This is a genomic window from Mesorhizobium sp. M0590 (genome assembly GCF_040320905.1).
Lineage (GTDB): Bacteria > Pseudomonadota > Alphaproteobacteria > Rhizobiales > Rhizobiaceae > Mesorhizobium.
Map to the genome: position 1 here is coordinate 445,115 of NZ_JAMYQN010000002.1, position 17,865 is coordinate 462,979.

Below are 17,865 nucleotides of genomic sequence, written 5' to 3' on the forward strand. Positions count from 1 at the left end.
CCGCAGTTCATGCGACAGCGAGCTCCGGTCTCAAGCCCGTTCGAATGTGCCGACGAGCTCGGCCTCTCCCACGACGTGCGGCGCGGCCTGTTTCAGCACGTCTTCGACGGCAGCCTTCTCGTCGAGACGCAGCGTCTCGACGTCGACCGCAAGAAGCCGGAAATGGTAATGGTGGAGCCCATGCCCAGGCGGCGGCTGGGGGCCGTCATAATGAGGATTGCCGAAATCATTGACGCCGTGTCCGAGGCTCTCGGTCTTGGCGCCGGCGGTCGTGCCTTCGGGAAGAAAGTTCCGCTGTGCGTCGATGTCGTAGACCGCCCAATGACGGAACATGCCTGAAGGGGCGTCGGGGTCCTCGACGGCCAGGACGAAGCTTTTGGTTCCTTGCGGCGCGTCCGTCCACTCCAATGGCGGCGAGACGTTGCCGCCGTCGCGGGAATAGCGCGGCGGTATTTTTTCGCCATCGAGCTTTGAGCGTGAAAGCCATGGTCTCGATCTCCCTGGCTGAGGTTCCCGCATAACAACCGCGAGCCACCGATGTTCCGGGCAGCCACCTGGTCAAACCCGCAGCCGGCCGTTGGCCGGAACATTCGCCGAGGAAGCGGGTTTTTCGGTTCGGACGCATCGCCGCGGAATGGCGGCAAGAGGCTCGGCAATGGACGAAGGGCGCGACATGACCGGGCTAAGCGGTAAGCAACCAAGCGGGGCGAAAGGTGTTGTGGTCGCATTCTCCGTGCCGGGCGGCGAGACAATCTATACCCACGAGCGGGAAACCGTCGCTGCCGTTGCGCGCACGATTGCGGCGTTGAAGGGCTTTGCCTTCCGCCAGGGCCTGCGTGACGGCGGCGGTGACAGTGGCCGACTGTATTTCGTGCCGGACGACAGCCTGCTTGCCGTCGATGCGCTCCAACTGGGCATAAACGGGCCGGACGACCTCTTCGGCGGTGTGGTGCCCTGGCGCCTCGCAACCACCAAGGCCATAACCCACGAGCTGGTGGACGGATCGGCGGCACGGCCAAAAGAATGGCACGCCGGCTTCGGCAGGGCCGTCGCCGCGGCCGTACTGCCCGGTTACACCGCATTTTCACGCCACGACGCGCTGCGCGCAGCGCAACGTCTGCTGGAGCTCGGGCTGGTCCGGTTCAAGCCACCGCGCGCTTCGCGGGGCCGCGACCAGCACACCGCCGCGACGGTCGGCGATGTCGAAAGGCTGCTGGACCAATATCCATCCTCTGACCTAAGCGAATACGGCCTTGTTCTCGAAACGCAGCTTCGCGACATCGTTACGCTGAGCGTTGGCAGAACCATGATCGACGAATTGTCGATCAGCTATTACGGCACCCAGCGGACGACGACCGACAACGACGGACAGCCCGTTTACGGCGGATCCGATCTGGTCGTCGTGCGCGGCGGATGGGAGGCGCTGGATGAGCTGCGATTATCGCCGACGCTGGGTTTGGCCGTGGCGCAGGCGAGGACCTACGACGCGGCGATGGATGGCTATCCCGGATTTTTCGCCTCACGGCGCAACTACGACATCGGCCAAGGTGTCGATTCCTCGGGCATCTGGCGATCGGGAGTGCTGGAAGCCAGTTGGCGGATCGGCGGCAGCAGCACGGCCGAGCTTGCGGCAATGGACGCCATGACGCGTGACCCCGACGTGCAGATTGTGCATGTCTCCGCCGTCAAGCAGTTCGGCAACACCGCGCAGCTGCCGCTGAATGCAGAAATCCACTTCGACGGAGAGGACCCCGAGGAGGGCCAAATCACGCGTTACACCGTCGTCACCCAGGTGATCCGAGGGCCGGTCGGGGAAGCCGGCCGATCGTCATTTTAGGTCGAAGTGAAACACGCCTTTGGCAGGGAACATCCGCGAATGGCCCGAGTTTGTTTCAGGCAGCCAGCCAGTCAGAAACCGGGGGAAAAATGATCGAGATGATTTCCGCTCCCCAGAACGTCGCCGCCTTTCGTGTCACCGGCACTGTGACAGCGGACGACTACGACAGAGTCATCCCGGCAATCGAAGCCAAACTGAGCGACCATAAGGACATCGGCGTCCTGACCGATCTTACCGATTTCGAGGACATGACGGCTGGCGCCTTGCGGCGCGACCTGCAGTATGGGCTGAGCAAACTTGGCGAGCTCCACCGCTTCAAACGTGCCGCCGTGATTTCCGACAAGCAGTGGATCAAGGCAGCTACGGAAATGACGGACGCGCTGTTTCCGCAAATCGAGGCGCGGGTGTTCCCGGAGGACGAAAAAGCCCAGGCCCTGAAATGGGTGGCAGGCGTACAATAGCGGTGTTGGAGAGTGCCATGCCGTTCGACAAACGACAGGATTCAGAAGGCCTCTGGGAGGTCTATGACAGCGAGAGCGACGAAGCCGTCGTGGTCGGCGGGTTGCCGCTTTCCGGTCTCGACGAAAGCGAAGCCGATGAAGCGATCGAAAAGCTCAATCGGGGCGATCTGACGTCGGACAACATCCCCGAGACGGTTCGGTCAGGGTGGCCTCCGACCAAGGACGGCTTGTGATGACAGCCTGACGGACGTCACCGAGGACCGGTCGCGGATCTACGACGAGGCCTTGACCCCGAGCTTGCGGGCTTTGTCCTCAAATTCGTCGCGAATATCCTCGATCGTCGGCAGATGCAGGCGCCGCAGCTGGGAGTGCAACTTTTTGGCGGCATCTGAGCTCAGGTCGCGCTTGAAATTGGTCGCGACCTCCTCGGCCGAGCCGTAATGGCGATAGCGCTCGATCTCGGTCTTCGTGGCTTGCTGGACGTGCTCGAGCGTCTTGCGTTCGGCATCGGATTTTCCGTCTGGTTTGGCCCGCACGACCGGATTGAACGCTTTGCTGATAACGAATTCGACCAGTTCCTGCTGGGCGTGAGCCATGATTGTTCTCCCTCGAAGAAGGGCTGTCCGAGCCTAGAACGGTTCATCGGGGGAAACGCTGAACCGATCTCTCTTGTTTGACGCAATTCCGAACGGAAAACCGTTTCACACTTTTCCTGGAATTGCTCTAACCGCACCGGCAATTGAAGGTTCTGTGGCTTCGGATTTCGTTATCGCTACAGGCCCAAGGCGGTTCCTCGAAGGTCACAGCCGCGCCTTGGTGGTGCGCGGCGTTGCCAGGAGCAGGCTTGTTTCGCTGCCGGTAATTCCGGGGATCAGGCGGATACGTCTCAGCACCGCGTCGAACTCGCTCAGGGTCTGGGTTCCGAGTTCTATCACCAGATCCCAGCGGCCATTGGTGGTGTGGATGGTCGAGACCTCGGAGAAGCCGCCCAGCGCCCGAATGACGCGATCGGCGGCGTGGCCTTCGATCTCGATCATCATGATGCCACGCACGCGCTGATCGACCGCGTCGGCGCGCAGAATGACGGTGTAGCCGACGATGACGCCGTCTCTTTCAAGCCGCTCGATCCGGGACCTTACCGTTGCCCGGGAGACACCCAGGCTAACGGCAAGGTCGGAAATGCTGCGCCGGGCGTCGTGCCGCAAAGAGGTGATGATCTGCTCGTCGAGGTGGTCCATGATTGCTCACAACGGAAGTAGATGCTGCCGCTATGGTAAGGCACTTCGACAAATTTGCCAATTTGACATGTTCATTCTGCCAGCGATGCCGGCTTCAATAAAGGCATCGTAATTGGCGGGGTATGACAAATGCATTGCACGATCGTTGGGGCGCCGATCCAGGCCGGCTCAGGCCGCATGGGCTGCGAGATGGGGCCGAGTGCGCTGCGCACGGCCGGCCTGGCCGGCGCACTGACCGAGCTCGGCCATACGCTGACCGACCTCGGAACGATCGTCCCTGCCGACATGCGTCCTGTCGTACACGGCAACGCGGCGGTGAAGGCGCTGCCGGAAATTGCGGCCTGGACGGCGGCAATCAGCGAAACGGCCTATGCCGCGAGCGCCGATGCGATGCCGATCTTTCTCGGCGGCGACCACAGCATTTCGGCCGGCACGCTCGCCGGCATTGCCCGCCGGGCGGCGAATGCCGCCCGGCCGCTCTTCGTGCTGTGGCTCGATGCGCACCCCGATTTTCATACGCTCGACACGACGACCAGCGGCAATTTGCATGGTGTGCCGCTGGCTTATGCCAGCGGGCAGCCCGGCTTCGAGGGCTATTTCCCCCGCCTTGCAGCGCAGGTGGAGCCGGCTCGCATATGCGCGCTGGGGATCCGCAGCGTGGACCTGGCGGAAAGGGATGCATTGCGCAGAGCCGGCGTGACGGTCCACGACATGCGTTCGATCGACGAGCACGGCATCGCGCAACTGCTTCGCGCCTTTCTCGAACGGGTGAGCGCCGCCAACGGCATGCTCCACGTCAGCCTCGACGTCGATTTTCTCGACCCGTCGATCGCCCCGGCGGTCGGCACCACCGTCCCAGGCGGCGCCACCTTCCGCGAGGCGCATCTGGCGATGGAAATGCTGCATGACAGCGGCCTCGTCACCAGTCTCGATCTGGTCGAGCTCAACCCTTTTCTCGACGAACGCGGCCGCACCGCCACGCTTTTGGTCGACCTGACCGCAAGCTTGATGGGCCGGCGGATCATGGATCGCCCAACGAGGGGGTTCTGAGCCATGACGGTCAATTTGAACATCGTTCCCTTCGTCAGCGTCGACCGCATGATGAAGCTGGTGCTTGCCATCGGCATCGAGCGCTTTCTGGTCGAGCTTGCCGCCTATATCGAAGAGGATTTCACGCGTTGGGAGCTGTTCGACAAGACGCCGCGCGTCGCCTCGCACAGCATTGACGGCGTCATCGAGCTGATGCCGACCAGCGACGGGCAGCTTTACGGCTTCAAATACGTCAACGGGCATCCGAAGAACACGCGTGACGGCCGCCAGACCGTGACCGCTTTCGGCGTGCTTGCCGATGTCGGCAACGGCTATCCGATGCTGCTTTCGGAAATGACCATCCTGACGGCGCTCAGAACCGCCGCAAGCTCGGCCGTCGCGGCGAAATACCTCGCTCCCGAGGCCGCCCGGTGCATGGCGATCATCGGCAATGGCGCGCAATCGGAATTCCAGGCGATTGCGTTCAAGGCGCTGCTTGGCGTCGACAGGCTGCGCCTCTACGATATCGACCCGGCGGCCTCGACCAAATGCATGAAGAACCTTGCCGGCATGGGTTTCGACATCAAGCTCTGCGCGTCGGCGCAGGAGGCCGTCGAAGGTGCAGAGATCATCACCACGGTGACCGCCGACAAGCGGTCGGCAACAATCCTGACCGACAACATGGTCGGGTCCGGCGTGCACATCAACGCGGTCGGCGGCGACTGCCCGGGCAAGACCGAGCTGCATCGCGACATTCTGCTGCGCTCGAATATTTTCGTCGAGTATCCGCCGCAGACGCGCATCGAAGGCGAGAGCCAGCAGCTCGATGCGGACCATCCGATCACCGAATTGTGGCAGGTGATGACAGGAAAGGCAGCAGGCCGGACGGACGCCGGACAGATCACGCTGTTTGATTCCGTCGGCTTTGCGATCGAGGATTTTTCCGCGCTGCGCTACGTCCGCGATCAGCTTCAGCGGACCGGCCTTTACGAGGAACTAGACCTTCTGGCCGATCCCGATGAACCGCGTGACCTGTTCGGCATGCTGCTGCGCGCCGAAAAAGTGGCCGGGCTGGCGGTTGCCGGCAGCTGAGCTGCGATCCTGTCGGTCAGTCCTTCTTTTCCTGGTACAGGCGCTCGGTGGCGCGGTCGCTTTCCCTGCGCTCCGCCGGGCCGCGACGGCGCTGCGTGAGCAGGGCGTAGGCGATCAGGATTGCCAGCAGCAGTGGACCGCCTGCAACAACGAGCAACCACAAACTAGTCTCAAACATCGAACCGTCTCCTTTCCTTCACAACCGGGAAGGACCAGAACCGTTCCTCCGTCTTATCGGAGGTCGCCCGCACGGCGTGGCGCGATTCAGGATTTAATGCTTCGAGCGGGGCGTTCCACGCCTTGTCTGCACTCAGGATGCCCTTATCTAGAGTCTTATCATTCGGTCACAGGCACTCTCTGCAAAGTGAAGGGAACCACAAGGGCTTTCCGACATTTGGTTGTTCAAGAGACAAACGTGCAGCCACACCGGCTCCGGGGCTAGGAATACCATGCGTGAGAATCAATCCGACGTCTTCGATCTGTTTTCCGAGGTTTACAAGAATGCGGCGCAGGAGGAGATAAGCCTCCAGCAATATCTGCTTGCCTGCCGCGAGGACAAGTCGATGTACGCCTCGGCGCCCGAGCGGATGGTCGAGGCGATTGGCGAGCCGACCTTTGTCGATACCAGCAAGGACGAGCGGCTTGGCCGTATTTTTTCGAACCGGACGATCAAGATCTATCCGACCTTCGCCGACTTTTACGGCATGGAGGATACGATCGAGCGTATCGCCGGTTATTTCCGCTATGCCTCGCAAGGGCTCGAGGAACGCAAGCAGATACTCTATCTCCTCGGCCCGGTCGGCGGCGGCAAGTCCTCGCTTGCGGAGCAGCTGAAAAGGCTGATGGAGCAGCGTCCGATCTATACGCTGAAGGTCGGCGGCCAGGTCAGCCCGGTGTTCGAATCGCCGCTCGGGCTGTTCGACCCCGACCGCATGGGCGACCTTTTGGAGGATAAATACGGCATCGCCCGGCGGCGGCTGAACGGCCTGATCTCGCCCTGGGCGGCCAAGCGCCTCGACGAATTGTCCGGCGACATCTCCAAATTCAGCGTCGTCAAGCTGATGCCGTCCAGGCTTCGCCAGATCGGCATCGCCAAGACCGAGCCGGGCGATGAGAACAACCAGGACGTTTCGGCCCTGGTCGGCAAGGTCGACATCAGGCAGCTGGAAAACTTCAGCCAGTCCGATCCGGATGCCTATTCCTATAGCGGCGGCCTGAACCGGACCACGCAAGGACTGCTCGAATTCGTCGAGATGTTCAAGGCGCCGATCAAGGTGCTGCATCCGCTGCTGACCGCGACCCAGGAAGGCAGCTACAACGGCACCGAGAATTTCGGCGCTTTCCCCTATCAGGGCATCATCGTTGCCCATTCCAACGAATCGGAATGGCTGCAGTTCAAGAACAACAAGAACAACGAGGCGTTCCTCGACCGTATCCTGGTGGTCAAGGTGCCGTATTGCCTGCGGGTCACCGAAGAGCGGCAGATCTACGAGAAGCTGTTGCGCGAAAGCGAATTGGCCTCCAGCCCCTGCGCTCCGGAAGTGCTCGATATCCTCAGCCGGTTCACCGTTTCGACCCGCCTGGCCGAACACGACAATTCGCCGCTCTACACCAAGATGCGCGTCTATGACGGCGAGAACCTCAAGGAAACCGATCCCAAGGCGAAGTCGGTCCAGGAGTACCGAAACGCGGCCGGTGTCGATGAAGGCATGACCGGCGTCAGCACCCGCTTCGCCTTCAAGATCCTGTCGCAGACCTTCAACTACGACACCGAAGAGGTGGCCGCCGATCCGGTGCATCTGATGTACATCCTGGAAGAGGCGATCAAGCGCGAGCAGTTCCCGAAGGAAACAGAGGCGGACTATCTCGATTTCATAAAGTCGGAGCTGGCGACCCGTTATGCCGAGTTCATCGGACACGAGATCCAGAAGGCTTATCTGGAATCCTATAGCGAATACGGCCAGAACCTGTTCGACCGCTACATCGCCTATGCCGATGCCTGGATCGAGGATCAGGACTACAAGGATACCGATACCGGCCAGATCCTCAATCGCGAGGTTCTGGACAACGAACTGTCGCAGGTCGAAAAGCCGGCCGGCATCGCCAATCCCAAGGACTTCCGCAACGAAGTGGTGAAGTTCACGCTGCGCGCGCGGGCCAGAAACCATGGCCGCAACCCATCATGGACAAGCTACGAAAAGCTGCGCGAAGTCATCGAGAAGCGGATGTTCGGGCAGGTCGAAGATCTGCTGCCGGTGATCAGCTTCGGCTCCAAGCAGGACAGCGTGACGGAGAAGCGGCATACCGAATTCGTGCAGCGGATGATCCAGCGCGGCTACACCGAGCGCCAGGTCCGCCGGCTGGTGGACTGGTACATGCGGGTGAACAAGGCGGGTTGAAGCCAGCCCGGGGTAACATATGCCGATCTTCATCGATCGCCGACTGAACCCGAAGGACAAAAGCCTCGGCAACCGGCAGCGTTTCCTGCGGCGGGCGCGCGAAGAGTTGAAGCGCACCATCCGCGATCAGATCCGCACCGGCAAGATCGCCGACGTGGACGCCGAGCATGCCGTTTCGATGCCGGCGCGAGGCACCGGCGAGCCGAGCTTCAAGGATGCCCGGAACAGCGGCAGCCGCCAGCACGTCCTGCCCGGCAACAAGCATTTTGCCCGAGGCGACCGGCTGCCTAAACCCGGCCAGGGCGGCGGCATGGGATCCGCCCCGGGGAGAACCGAATCGGAGGACGATTTCCGTTTCGTGCTGTCGCGCGAGGAGGTGCTCGACCTCTTTTTCGAAGACCTCGAACTGCCTGATATGGTCAAGCTCAACCTCAAGGAGATCCTCGCCTTCAAGCCGCGCCGGGCCGGCTTCGCCGCGACCGGCTCGCCGACCAACATCAATGTCGGGCGCACGATGCGCAACAGCCATGGCCGCCGCATAGCGCTCAGGCGCCCCAAGCAGGAGGCGGTCGACGCTGTCGCGCAGGAGATCGCGACGCTGGAGACGAAGCCGCAAAACGCCGAGATGCGGCAGCGCATCGTGGCGCTGCAGGAAGAGCTTGAGCGGCTGGAGCGCCGCCGCAAGCGGATCGCCTTTGTCGATCCGGTCGATATCCGCTTCAACCGCTTCGACGCCCAGCCGGTGCCGAACGCCAATGCGGTGATGTTCTGCCTGATGGACGTGTCCGGTTCGATGGGCGAACGCGAGAAAGATCTGGCCAAGCGCTTCTTCGTGCTGCTGCACCTGTTCCTGAAACGGCGCTATGACCGCACCGAGGTCGTCTTCATTCGCCACACGCACGAGGCGCAGGAGGTGGACGAGGAAACCTTCTTCTACAACACTCAGAGCGGCGGCACGGTGGTTTCCACGGCGCTCGAGGAGATGCACCGCATCGTCGAGCAACGCTATCCCAGCCGCGAATGGAACATCTATGTCGCCCAGGCCTCGGACGGCGACAATTTCGTCACCGATTCCGAGCGCTGCATCGCCTTGCTCGACGAACAGATCATGCGGCTTTGCCAGTATTTCGCCTATGTCGAGATCCTCGACGAGCGTGAGAGCCACATCTTCGGCGCCACCGACAACGGCACGTCGCTGTGGCGTGCCTACAGTGCGGTCAAGCTGAGGTGGTCGAACTTCCAGATGAGCCGCATCGCCACGGCGGCCGACATCTACCCGGTTTTCCGCCAGCTCTTCGCCAGACAGCCGGGTTATCAAAAGAGCGCTGAAAGAGGGGGCTGATGGCGAGCAAATCCGGGTTGCTGTTTTCCGGTTCCGACTGGGATTTCAGGACGCTGTCGCGTGCCTACGAGACCATCGAGGCGGTCGCCACGGAAGAGCTCCACCTCGACGTCTATCCGGTGCAGATGGAGATCATCTCCTCAGAACAGATGCTCGACGCCTATTCCTCTGTCGGCATGCCGCTGATGTACCGCCACTGGTCGTTCGGCAAGCACTACCTCTACCAGGAATTGCTCTACCGCAAAGGCGGACGGGGGCTCGCCTATGAACTCGTCATCAATTCCAATCCCTGCATCGTCTATCTGATGGAAGAAAACACCATGGCCCTGCAGGCCCTGGTGACGGCGCACGCGGCACTCGGCCATAACCATTTCTTCAAGAATAATTATCTGTTCCAGCAGTGGACTGACGCCAGCGCCATCCTCAGTTATCTGGACTTCGCCAAGGGCTACATTGCCCGCTGTGAGGAGCGGCATGGCGTCGATGCGGTGGAAGAGATCCTCGATGCCGCACATGCGCTGATGGAACAGGGCGTGTTCAGATATCACCGGCCGCCGAAACTGTCGTCGGAAAAGCAGCGCGAGGGCGTTCGCGAGCGCCTGGAATACGAGGAGCGTTCCTACAATGACCTATGGCGCACGCTGCCGCCTTCGAAGGACGGCACCAAGCCCCGCGAGACGGATACAATGGCGGAGCGCAGGAAATCGCTCAAGCTGCCCGAGGAAAACCTGCTTTATTTCCTGGAGAAGAACAGCCTGATCCTGGAACCCTGGCAGCGTGAGGTCATCCGGATTGTCCGCGTCATCGCGCAGTATTTCTATCCGCAGCGCCAAACGCAGGTGATGAACGAGGGCTGCGCCACCTTCGTGCATTACACGCTGATGAACCTTTTGTTCGACCGCGGCCTGATCGGCGAAGGCGCCATGCTGGAAGTGCTGCGCAACCATTCGAACGTGATCTTCCAGCCGGGCTTCGACGATCCGCGCTTTTCCGGCATCAACCCTTACGCGCTGGGCCTCGACATGATGCAGGACATCCAGCGCATCTCGACCGCGCCGACCGCCGAGGACCGCGACTGGTTTCCCGATATCGCCGGCAATGGCGACTGGCGCCAGACCCTGCTGGACGCCTGGGCCAACCATCGCGACGAGTCCTTCATCCGCCAGTATCTGAGCCCTACCCTGATCCGGAAATGGCGGTTCTTTGTGCTTGCCGATGCGGCCAACGATCCGCACTACGAAGTCGCCTCGATACACAATGAGCGCGGCTACGAGAGCATCCGCGCCGCACTCGCCCACAGCTACGACATCGGCGCCAGCCGGCCGGACATCCAGGTGGTGGACGTGGACCTGCTCGGCGATCGGCATCTGCGCCTGCAGCATAAGGTCAAGGACGGCATAGTGCTGGAAGGCGGCAGCCGCGACGCCACGCTGCGCCATATCCGCAAGCTCTGGGGCTACGAGGTCAGCATGGCTGCGGTCGACGCACAGACCGGCGCCACAGTCCACGAACGGTCGACCAGCCAGATCGGGGAATGACCGAACCGGACTTGCCGGCGAAGTCGGGTGTCGTTGCCTTTATAGGATCACCAACCACCCTAAGTACGCGCGCGCCACGAGGGCATCATTCAGGGAGCAGGAAAATGCGCGCATTGATGATCGCCACCCTTCTTCTGGTCGCCGTCTCGATGGCGCTCTCGCTCGCGCACGCACTGGAATTGCCCGGCAAGTTGCGCCTCAAGGAGGCCACCTACAGATCAGTGCAGGCGATCTACTATCCCGGCTTCACGATCGGCGGCTTTGCCGAGATCGGCGGCATCATTGCCCTCGCCATCCTGCTCTACCTGACGCCTTATCCAAGCGCTCGATTCTGGTGGACCTTGGCGGCGCTTGCCTTCTTGCTGGCGGAACATGCGACCTATTGGTTGATCACGCATCCCGTCAATAATTTCTGGGTGCAAGACGTTGCCATGCCGCAATCAGCCGCGACGTTTTTTTCAATGTTCTCTCGAAAGCAGACCGGCGACTGGAGAGACTTGCGCAACGTCTGGGAGGCTTCGCATGTCGCCAAGGCAGGCCTGGCGATGCTGAGCCTCGTCTCAATTGCTATCGCCGCGACATTTTTTGCTGAATAGCGCCAGGGATCAAGACGGCCCTCGTCCGCCAACTTGTCGCCACGAACGCTGCATCCGTCAGATCAGGGAACGGAACCGGCGTACTATCTTAACGTCAAGCGATCCTGCCGTTTCAGCGGTCGGTGCGATGCTTGTTGTGGGCGCTTTCCTGGTGCTCGCCGCGGATGATGTTGCGGTCGTCGGGATCGGCAATGTCCTTCGGGTCCGATCTGAGCTCGGCACCGCGCCGGAACGCCTCGCGCTCTTGCCTGGTCTTTTTCAAATCCGCTTCCGCGTCGAAATCCTTGCCGGCGTTTTTCGTGTTCTCGCGCTCTTCGATGACGCGCAATTGCTGCTCATGAGTCTTTTTTCCGGCCATCGGTGACCTCCTTCTTTTGATTTTCCACTTTCCCAGGGTCCAAATTCGCTACAGCCCGAAAGGATAGGTCTCGGGAAGGCCTGTCCCCGCATGTTCCGGCCCAAGCGGCGTCACGGCACTGGTTTCATCGAACCAGACGAAAGCATCGAACTGGCGGGCGAGCGAGGCGTCCGCATAATGGCTGTGGAGCTCGGTTTCGGGCCGGTAGATGACGCCGATAAAGCGTTCCAGCCGGCGCTCCAGAAGCCGTTCGCGCAGCGTGTCGTCGCGATCGAAATCGAGCAGGAAAGGCGAGACGCCGCTGTCGTGGCAAAGCCGCTCATAGCTGTCGTTGTGGGAAGGCCGAACCGGTTTCACTTCCATGTCGCCGTCCCAGTCGGTGGCGGCGGCCACCGTCCCGGAATGCGTACTGAGCCCGATCAAGGCAACCTCGTCGCCAAAACGCTGGCGGCAGAGCTGGCCGATATTCAGTTCGTCCCTGACGATCCCCATTTCGGTATAGCGGGCATCGCCGATATGGGAATTATGTGCCCACACCACCGCCTTGGCGTTCGGGCCGCGGGCCTGCAGCAGGTGCTCCAGCGTTTCGAACATATGGGTGTCGCGCAGGTTCCAGGATTGCGCGCCGCCGTAATACATGGTGCGGTAATAGCGCTCGGCGGAGGCGACCAGACGGGCATTCTGGCTCGCGTCGAGGAAATCGATGCCGTCCTGCTGCGCGTAGTCGAGCTCTCTGGAAAGCAGTTCCCGGCATTGCTCGAGCACGGCCTTCTCGCATTTCTGGTAACCGGAGGTGAGTGCGACACGGCCATAGGTGGCCGGGTCGTTCTGCCACGGCGTCAGGCAGCCATAGCGTTCGCGCGCGATCCTCGCCGCCTGCGGATCGACCCGGTCGAGATATTGCAGGACCGCCGCAATCGATCCACCCATATTGTAGATGTCGAGGCCATAGAACCCGGCCCGCCGGGAGGATAGCCTGATCCGCTCATTATGCTGTCGCATCCAGTCGACGAACTCGGCGACGTCGGTGTTGCGCCACATCCAGGTGGGAAAGCGCTGGAACGGCGGATCTGCGCCAGGCCGCGGCGGCCGATGGCGGACGTAGCGGTCGATCGCCGCGGCATCGGGCCAGTCGGCCTCGACCGCGACGATGGTGAAGCCATGCTTCTCGATCAGCCTGCGAGTGATCGCGGCGCGCGCACGGTAGAACTCCGACGTGCCGTGGCTGGCTTCGCCGAGCAAGACGACGCGGCGGTCGGCAAACCGGTCGAACAGCGCACCGAAGGCCGGATCGTCGAAATCCGGAAGCGGTTCGGCGGCGGCCGCGATCATCTGCGGCAGGCTGCTCCTGCGCTGATGCCGGTGCGGAAGATCGGCCGCTATCTGGCTGTCGCTGCCTGGCTCGCCCCAGCCTTGCTCGCCGATCAGCGGAACAAACCGCACGCCGCCGAAATCCTCCTCAGTGTAGGTTGCGGCGCCGGTACGGGTGACCTTGAGCAGGCGCTGCGAGTCGAATTCATCGCCGACCGGGATGACAAGCCGGCCAGCGACGTCGAGCTGTTCCTGCAGAGCGAGCGGTGCGCCGGGTCCGGCGGCCGCAACCAGGATCGCATCGAAGGGTGCCGCCTCGGGCCAGCCTTTGGTGCCGTCGCCGGTGCGGACTTCGATATTGTCGTAGCCAAGCTTTTTGAACCGCTGCCTTGCCGTTTCAGCCAACGCGGCGTGGCGCTCGATCGTGTAGACGCGTTCGACGATCCGGCTCATTACGGCAGCCGCATAGCCCGAGCCGGTGCCAACCTCGAGGACGTGGTCGCCGGCTCCGACCTCGGCCATTTCGATCATGAACGCAACGATGTAGGGCTGCGATATCGTCTGACCTTCGGCGATCGGCAGCGGCCCGTCCTCATAGGCGAATTCTTCAAAGCCAGGATCGACGAAAGCCTCGCGCGGGACCTCGCGCATCGCCTGAAGGACATTGCGGTCGCGAATGCCACGGCGGCTCAAGTGGATGTCGACCATTTGGTTGCGGGCATGGGAGAGATCGAGCATCTTTTTGCTCCTCCTATGGGCCTCCGCTACAATCGCCCAAGCTGCTCAACGCCTCCTCGGCCGGCTCGTATCTCAGGGCCTCGGCAGTCCCTTTGGATCCAAGCAATGCGGTGCATCTCCCTAACCGTTGGCAAGCCCCGAGGTTCCCCAAAAGACCGACCCGCTTTTGTCCGGCGAGGCGGGTTGCAGGATCGGCAATCGCTAGCCACGCCGCCCAAACTTATTTCAAGGCAAATCCTTTCTCCGACGCGACGCCACTCCAGATAACGACGGACGAGGGTATTCCGGAGGCATTTCCATGAACGACGAGGTCCGCACCGCTGCGCACACGACCGGCCTTGACCAGATCGATCTGATGGACCGCTACTGGCGCGCCGCGAACTACATCTCGGTTGGCCAGATCTACCTGCTCGACAATCCGCTCTTGCGCGAGCCCTTGCGGCCCGAGCACATCAAGCCGCGGCTGCTCGGCCATTGGGGCACGACGCCCGGCCTCAATTTCATCTATGTGCATTTAAACCGGATTATCCGTGAACGTGGTCTCGATGTCCTGTTCATCTGCGGCCCGGGTCACGGCGGCCCGGCAATGGTCGCGAACAGCTGGCTCGAGGGCACCTACAGCGAAATCTATCCCGAGGTCGGCGGGGACGAAGACGGCCTGCGCAAGCTGTTCCGGCAGTTCTCGTTTCCCGGCGGAGTGCCGAGCCACGCGGCTCCGGAGACGCCCGGCTCGATCCACGAAGGCGGAGAGCTCGGCTATGCGCTGGTCCATGCCTTCGGCGCCGCCTTCGACAATCCGAACCTTGTGGTTGCCTGCGTCGTCGGCGACGGCGAAGCCGAGACCGGCCCGCTCGCCGCGGCCTGGCATTCCAACAAGTTCCTGAACCCGGCATCCGACGGTGCCGTCCTGCCGATCCTGCATCTCAACGGCTACAAGATCGCCAGCCCGACCATCCTCGGCCGCATGGAAGACGAGGCGTTGCGCAGCCTGTTCCTCGGCTATGGCTACGAAACCTTTTTCGTGGAAGGCCATGAGCCTGCCCCGATGCATCGGGAGATGGCCCGCACGCTCGATACCGTGCTCGGCCGGATCCACTCCATCCAGGAGCCCGCACGAGCCGCGGGCTGGAAGGGAGAGCGGCCGCTGTGGCCGTTGATCGTGCTGCGCAGCCCAAAGGGCTGGACCGGGCCGAAAGAGGTCGACGGCAAGAAGGTCGAGGATTTCTGGCGTTCGCACCAGGTGCCGGTGTCGAATGCACGCGGCGATGCGGCGCACCGGCAGATCCTCGAAGACTGGATGCGCAGTTACGAGCCGGAGATGCTGTTCGACGAAGGCGGCCATCTACTGGCGGAGCTTGCGGCGCTGGCGCCAACAGGACCAAGACGAATGGGCGCTATCCCCTACGCCAATGGCGGCCTGCTGAAACAAGACCTGGTGCTTCCCGACTGGAAAGGCCTGGCGCTCGACGTACCGCGTCCGGGCGGCACTGTCGGGGAGGCGACGCGGACCGTCGGCAGCTATCTTCGCGATGTGATCCGCTTGAACGCCGAGGCCAGGAATTTCCGGCTGATGGGACCCGACGAGACGTCCTCCAACCGCCTCGACGACGTGTTCGAGGTTACGGATCGGGTCTGGATGGAGCGGATCGAGCCTTACGACGTCCATCTTTCCCGTGACGGCCGCGTCATGGAAGTGCTCAGCGAGCATCTTTGCCAAGGCTGGCTGGAGGGCTATCTGCTGACCGGCCGCCACGGCCTGTTCTCGTGCTACGAGGCGTTCGTCCACATCATCGATTCCATGGTCAACCAGCACGCCAAATGGCTGAAGACCTCCGGCGAACTTGCCTGGCGCAAGCCGATCGCCTCGCTCAACTACCTGCTGACCTCGCATGTCTGGCGACAGGATCACAACGGCTTCAGCCATCAGGACCCAGGCTTTGCCGATTTCGTCGCCAACAAGAAGGCCGACACGGTCAGGCTCTATTTCCCGCCCGACGCCAACACGCTGCTGTGGATCACCGACCATTGCCTGAAAACCTACAACCGCATCAACGTCATCGTCGCCGGCAAGCAGCCGGCGCCGCAATGGCTGTCCGCCGAAGACGCGGAAGCACACTGCAAGGCCGGCGCCGGCATCTGGGAATGGGCCGGGACGGTTGCCAAGGGCGAAGATCCGGATGTGGTCCTGGCCTGCGCCGGCGACGTGCCGACGCTGGAGACGCTGGCTGCAGCCGATATCCTGCGCTCGGGCATTCCGGACCTGAATATCCGCGTCGTCAATGTCGTCGACCTGATGATTTTGCAGTCGAATTCCGAGCATCCGCATGGCTTTGCCGATGACAGGTTCGACGCACTGTTCACCAGGGCCAAGCCGGTCATCTTCGCCTATCACGGCTATCCCTATCTCATTCACCGTCTGACTTACCGGCGCGCCAACCACGACAACATGCATGTGCACGGCTTTCGCGAGGAAGGCACGACGACGACGCCGTTCGATATGGTGGTGCTCAACCAGCTCGACCGCTATCATCTGGCGCTCGCCGCGATCGCGCGTGTGCCGGGGCTGGCCGAGCGGGCGAAGGATCTTGCCGCGGCGTTGCACGGGAAATTGGCTGAGCACACGGCCTATGTCCGCGAACATGGCGAGGACATGCCCGAGATCCAGAAATGGTCTTGGCCGCAGGACGGCGCGACGAGGGCCGGCGATTGATGCGACGATCGATCCTTGCGTTGAATGCCGGCTCTTCCAGCATCAAGTTCGGGCTTTACGATCTTGAAGCGTCCGCCGAACTGGATCTTGCCTCGCGCGGTTCGCTGGATCTGGGCGATGCGCCAAGGCTGACCGCGAAAGCCGCCGATGGGGAGCTGCAGTGCGATCGGCCACTTGCCGCGGACGCATCACGCGACATGGGCATCGGCCAGATGCTGCAATGGATCGAGAACGAACTTGGCGGAAGGAAATTGATCGCCGCCGGCCATCGCATCGTCCATGGCGGGCGCGAGTTCGTCGAACCTGTCCGCCTGACGCCGACAATTATCGAGGCTCTCGACAGGCTGACCCCGCTTGCGCCACTGCACCAGCCGCGCAGCCTCGCGCCGATCCGGGCGCTTGCCGCGTTGCGGCCCGACCTGCCGCAGGTCGGATGCTTTGACACCGCCTTCCATCGGACCATCGAGCCTCTGGTCAGCCGTTTCGCGCTGCCGCGCCGCTATGAGGCAGACGGCATCCACCGCTACGGCTTTCACGGGCTTTCCTACGAATATGTCGCGGGCCGACTCGAGCAGATATCGCCCGATCTGGCGGCAAAAAGAACCATCGTCGCCCATCTCGGCAATGGGGCGAGCCTGTGCGCCATGCGCGACGGGCGCAGCGTCGATACGACGATGGGCTTTTCGGCGCTTGACGGCCTGGTCATGGGCACACGCTGCGGCGCCATCGATCCGGGCGTGCTTTTGTACCTGCTGCTGGAAAGAGGCGTTTCAGGAGAGGCGCTGCAAGACATGCTCTACGAGGAATCCGGCCTGCTCGGCGTGTCCGGTATTTCCGGCGACATGCGCTCGCTGGAGGCCAGCGACGACGGCCGGGCCCGCGAAGCGGTGGAGCTTTTCGCCTTCCGCGCCGCCAGGGAAGTTGCCGCCCTCGCCAACACGCTGGGTGGCCTCGAATGCCTGGTGTTCACCGCCGGCATCGGCGAGCACTCGGCCACGGCCCGTAAAGCGATTTGCGACAGGCTTGACTGGCTCGGCGTGGCGATCGACGAGGCCGCCAACAGCTCTCATGCCGCGCTGATGAGCCAGGCGGAGAGCAAGGTGGAAGTCCGCATCGTGGCGACCGACGAAGAAGGTGTCATCGCCCGCCACACGCGCAAGGTGATCGACGGCCCCGGCTGAGGCGGATGGCCTCGAATGGCGGCGCTTGCTCGACC

General features: G+C 62.3%; 17 protein-coding genes. 11 read left to right on the forward strand and 6 right to left on the reverse strand.

Annotated features, from left to right (window positions below):
* Positions 1-30: 30 nt before the first annotated feature.
* Positions 31-519: a YbhB/YbcL family Raf kinase inhibitor-like protein gene (locus tag NKI52_RS05895; protein ID WP_352571840.1), complete on the reverse strand. Its 489-nt coding sequence runs from the start codon at positions 517-519 to the stop codon at positions 31-33.
* A 136-nt stretch (positions 520-655) separates the two neighbouring features.
* Between NKI52_RS05895 and NKI52_RS05900 the strand changes: the two genes are divergently transcribed.
* The 3 genes from NKI52_RS05900 (at position 656) to NKI52_RS05910 (ending at position 2,531) form a co-directional block, all read left to right on the forward strand.
* On the forward strand, positions 656-1,837 hold the full coding sequence (locus tag NKI52_RS05900; protein WP_023677051.1) for a DUF3182 family protein: 1,182 nt from the start codon (positions 656-658) through the stop codon (positions 1,835-1,837).
* An 89-nt stretch (positions 1,838-1,926) separates the two neighbouring features.
* The gene (locus tag NKI52_RS05905; RefSeq protein ID WP_023677052.1) at positions 1,927-2,298 is read left to right on the forward strand and encodes a SpoIIAA family protein; all 372 of its coding nucleotides are present in this window, start codon (positions 1,927-1,929) and stop codon (positions 2,296-2,298) included.
* Positions 2,299-2,315: 17 nt separating this feature from the next.
* Positions 2,316-2,531, forward strand: coding sequence for a hypothetical protein (locus tag NKI52_RS05910; RefSeq protein ID WP_031211849.1), 216 nt, complete (start codon positions 2,316-2,318; stop codon positions 2,529-2,531).
* 39 nt (positions 2,532-2,570) lie between these two features.
* Here NKI52_RS05910 and NKI52_RS05915 read toward each other — a convergent pair whose 3' ends face one another.
* Positions 2,571-2,894 (reverse strand): hypothetical protein, encoded by a 324-nt coding sequence (locus tag NKI52_RS05915; protein WP_023677054.1) that lies wholly within the window; start codon positions 2,892-2,894, stop codon positions 2,571-2,573.
* 204 nt (positions 2,895-3,098) lie between these two features.
* The gene (locus NKI52_RS05920; RefSeq protein WP_023677055.1) at positions 3,099-3,536 is read right to left on the reverse strand and encodes an Lrp/AsnC family transcriptional regulator; all 438 of its coding nucleotides are present in this window, start codon (positions 3,534-3,536) and stop codon (positions 3,099-3,101) included.
* Between the two features lie 129 nt (positions 3,537-3,665).
* On the opposite strand from NKI52_RS05920, the gene rocF reads away from it, so the two are divergent.
* Together rocF and ocd are read left to right on the forward strand one after the other, a co-directional pair.
* Positions 3,666-4,586: an arginase gene (rocF, locus tag NKI52_RS05925; RefSeq protein ID WP_023677056.1), complete on the forward strand. Its 921-nt coding sequence runs from the start codon at positions 3,666-3,668 to the stop codon at positions 4,584-4,586.
* Positions 4,587-4,589: 3 nt separating this feature from the next.
* A complete protein-coding gene (ocd, locus tag NKI52_RS05930) occupies positions 4,590-5,657 on the forward strand; it encodes an ornithine cyclodeaminase (RefSeq protein WP_023677057.1) in 1,068 nt (355 codons plus the stop codon).
* 16 nt (positions 5,658-5,673) lie between these two features.
* Here ocd and NKI52_RS05935 read toward each other — a convergent pair whose 3' ends face one another.
* Complete coding sequence (locus tag NKI52_RS05935; RefSeq protein WP_023677058.1) at positions 5,674-5,835, reverse strand: hypothetical protein; 162 nt, start codon at positions 5,833-5,835, stop codon at positions 5,674-5,676.
* Between the two features lie 271 nt (positions 5,836-6,106).
* On the opposite strand from NKI52_RS05935, the gene NKI52_RS05940 reads away from it, so the two are divergent.
* The 4 genes from NKI52_RS05940 to NKI52_RS05955 are packed head-to-tail and all read left to right on the forward strand — an operon-like array spanning position 6,107 to position 11,532.
* The gene (locus NKI52_RS05940) at positions 6,107-8,056 is read left to right on the forward strand and encodes a PrkA family serine protein kinase (RefSeq protein WP_023677059.1); all 1,950 of its coding nucleotides are present in this window, start codon (positions 6,107-6,109) and stop codon (positions 8,054-8,056) included.
* 19 nt (positions 8,057-8,075) lie between these two features.
* A complete protein-coding gene (locus tag NKI52_RS05945) occupies positions 8,076-9,398 on the forward strand; it encodes a YeaH/YhbH family protein (RefSeq protein ID WP_023677060.1) in 1,323 nt (440 codons plus the stop codon).
* Positions 9,398-10,936: a SpoVR family protein gene (locus NKI52_RS05950; RefSeq protein ID WP_023677061.1), complete on the forward strand. Its 1,539-nt coding sequence runs from the start codon at positions 9,398-9,400 to the stop codon at positions 10,934-10,936. The genes NKI52_RS05945 and NKI52_RS05950 overlap by 1 nt, the downstream gene beginning before the upstream one ends.
* 11 nt (positions 10,937-10,947) lie before the next feature.
* Entirely contained in the window at positions 10,948-11,532 is a 585-nt protein-coding gene (locus NKI52_RS05955; protein WP_352620755.1) for a DUF1772 domain-containing protein, read from the forward strand.
* Positions 11,533-11,644: 112 nt separating this feature from the next.
* Here the strand turns inward: NKI52_RS05955 and NKI52_RS05960 are convergent, their stop codons facing one another.
* Together NKI52_RS05960 and NKI52_RS05965 are read right to left on the reverse strand one after the other, a co-directional pair.
* Positions 11,645-11,890, reverse strand: coding sequence for a hypothetical protein (locus NKI52_RS05960; protein WP_023677063.1), 246 nt, complete (start codon positions 11,888-11,890; stop codon positions 11,645-11,647).
* Positions 11,891-11,938: 48 nt separating this feature from the next.
* Positions 11,939-13,939, reverse strand: coding sequence for a protein-L-isoaspartate(D-aspartate) O-methyltransferase (locus tag NKI52_RS05965; RefSeq protein ID WP_023677064.1), 2,001 nt, complete (start codon positions 13,937-13,939; stop codon positions 11,939-11,941).
* A 298-nt stretch (positions 13,940-14,237) separates the two neighbouring features.
* Between NKI52_RS05965 and NKI52_RS05970 the strand changes: the two genes are divergently transcribed.
* Both NKI52_RS05970 and NKI52_RS05975 read left to right on the forward strand, forming a co-directional pair.
* On the forward strand, positions 14,238-16,649 hold the full coding sequence (locus tag NKI52_RS05970; protein ID WP_352697317.1) for a phosphoketolase family protein: 2,412 nt from the start codon (positions 14,238-14,240) through the stop codon (positions 16,647-16,649).
* Positions 16,649-17,830, forward strand: a complete 1,182-nt coding sequence (locus NKI52_RS05975; RefSeq protein ID WP_352697319.1) for an acetate/propionate family kinase — start codon at positions 16,649-16,651, stop codon at positions 17,828-17,830. Before NKI52_RS05970 ends, NKI52_RS05975 begins: the two co-directional genes overlap by 1 nt.
* Positions 17,831-17,865 lie beyond the last annotated feature (35 nt).